Genomic DNA, 1,123 nt, shown 5'->3' on the forward strand with positions numbered 1-1,123 from the left:
TTCTAGAACGAACGGAGTTAAATGTAGATGATACCTTCTTGTTACGATTACAACCTAAATCGCCTATTGGATTTACTTCAGGAGATTTATTGGCAATCTTTCCAACAAATGATAAAACGGTTCGCCAATACTCTATTGCAAGAATTGGAAGCGATGTTTTGTTGAGTGTTAAAAAGCATGAAAAGGGTAGAGGCTCTAATTATCTTTTTAACTTAAATGTAGATGATGTGATAGAAGCTGCAATAGATGAAAATCCGCATTTTCATTTACCTGAAAACTCAAGGAATTCAGTTTTCATCTCAAATGGCACGGGTATAGCCCCGTTTTTAGGGATGATCTCAGAAAAGACAACTCAGCATATCTCATTGTTTTGGGGAGGTCGTCAAAAAGCTTCTATAGAGCTATATAATTCTATTTTGGAAAAAGAAGTTTTGAATAGAGAAAATATAAAGGTATTTAGTTCATTCTCAAGAGAAGGTGAAAAACAATATATACAAGATGTTGTTTTTGAGCAGAAGGATTTAATGCTACAAACAATCAACCAAGGCGGTACTATTATGATATGTGGTTCGCTTGCTATGCAACACGATGTTTTGGATGTTATTGAGAAATTGTTAGAAGGCAACGCTAGTATTTCCTTTGAAGCCTTTGAACAAAGTGAACAACTAAAGACCGACTGTTATTAGGACCTCATTGCGAGAATTTTTTTCGCAACGAAGTAATCTGCCTAATTTGTGCAGTATGTGATTTTATGGTAACCATGAAAATGATTGCTAGACTACGTTCGTATTGTCGGTTAATCCCATTGCATTTTCTGCAGACGCACCGCATTTAAAATGGCTAAAAGTGCCACACCTACATCAGCAAAAACAGCTTCCCACATAGATGCCAGTCCGCCAGCGCCCATAGCAAGTACAATAAGTTTTACACCAAAAGCCAAAACTATATTTTGCCAAACAATTCTTCTGGTAGAATTACCTATCTGTATTGCCGTAGCAATTTTAGAAGGTTGATCATTCTGTATAATGACATCTGCAGTTTCTATGGCAACATCACTACCTAGACCGCCCATGGCAATACCCACATCGCTCAAAGCAAGAACAGGTGCGTCATTGATACCGTC

2 pseudogenes are annotated in these 1,123 nt (G+C 37.3%); one reads left to right on the top strand and one right to left on the bottom strand.

The window, feature by feature from the left end:
- Positions 1–686 (top strand): annotated as a pseudogene (locus ABJI11_RS02020) (oxidoreductase); the annotation flags it as partial.
- A 110-nt stretch (positions 687–796) separates the two neighbouring features.
- On the opposite strand, the pseudogene ABJI11_RS02025 reads toward ABJI11_RS02020, so the two are convergent.
- Positions 797–1,123, bottom strand: a pseudogene (locus tag ABJI11_RS02025) (heavy metal translocating P-type ATPase); the annotation flags it as partial.

The sequence above is a fragment of the Maribacter sp. genome (genome assembly GCF_039968975.1).
Lineage (GTDB): Bacteria > Bacteroidota > Bacteroidia > Flavobacteriales > Flavobacteriaceae > Maribacter.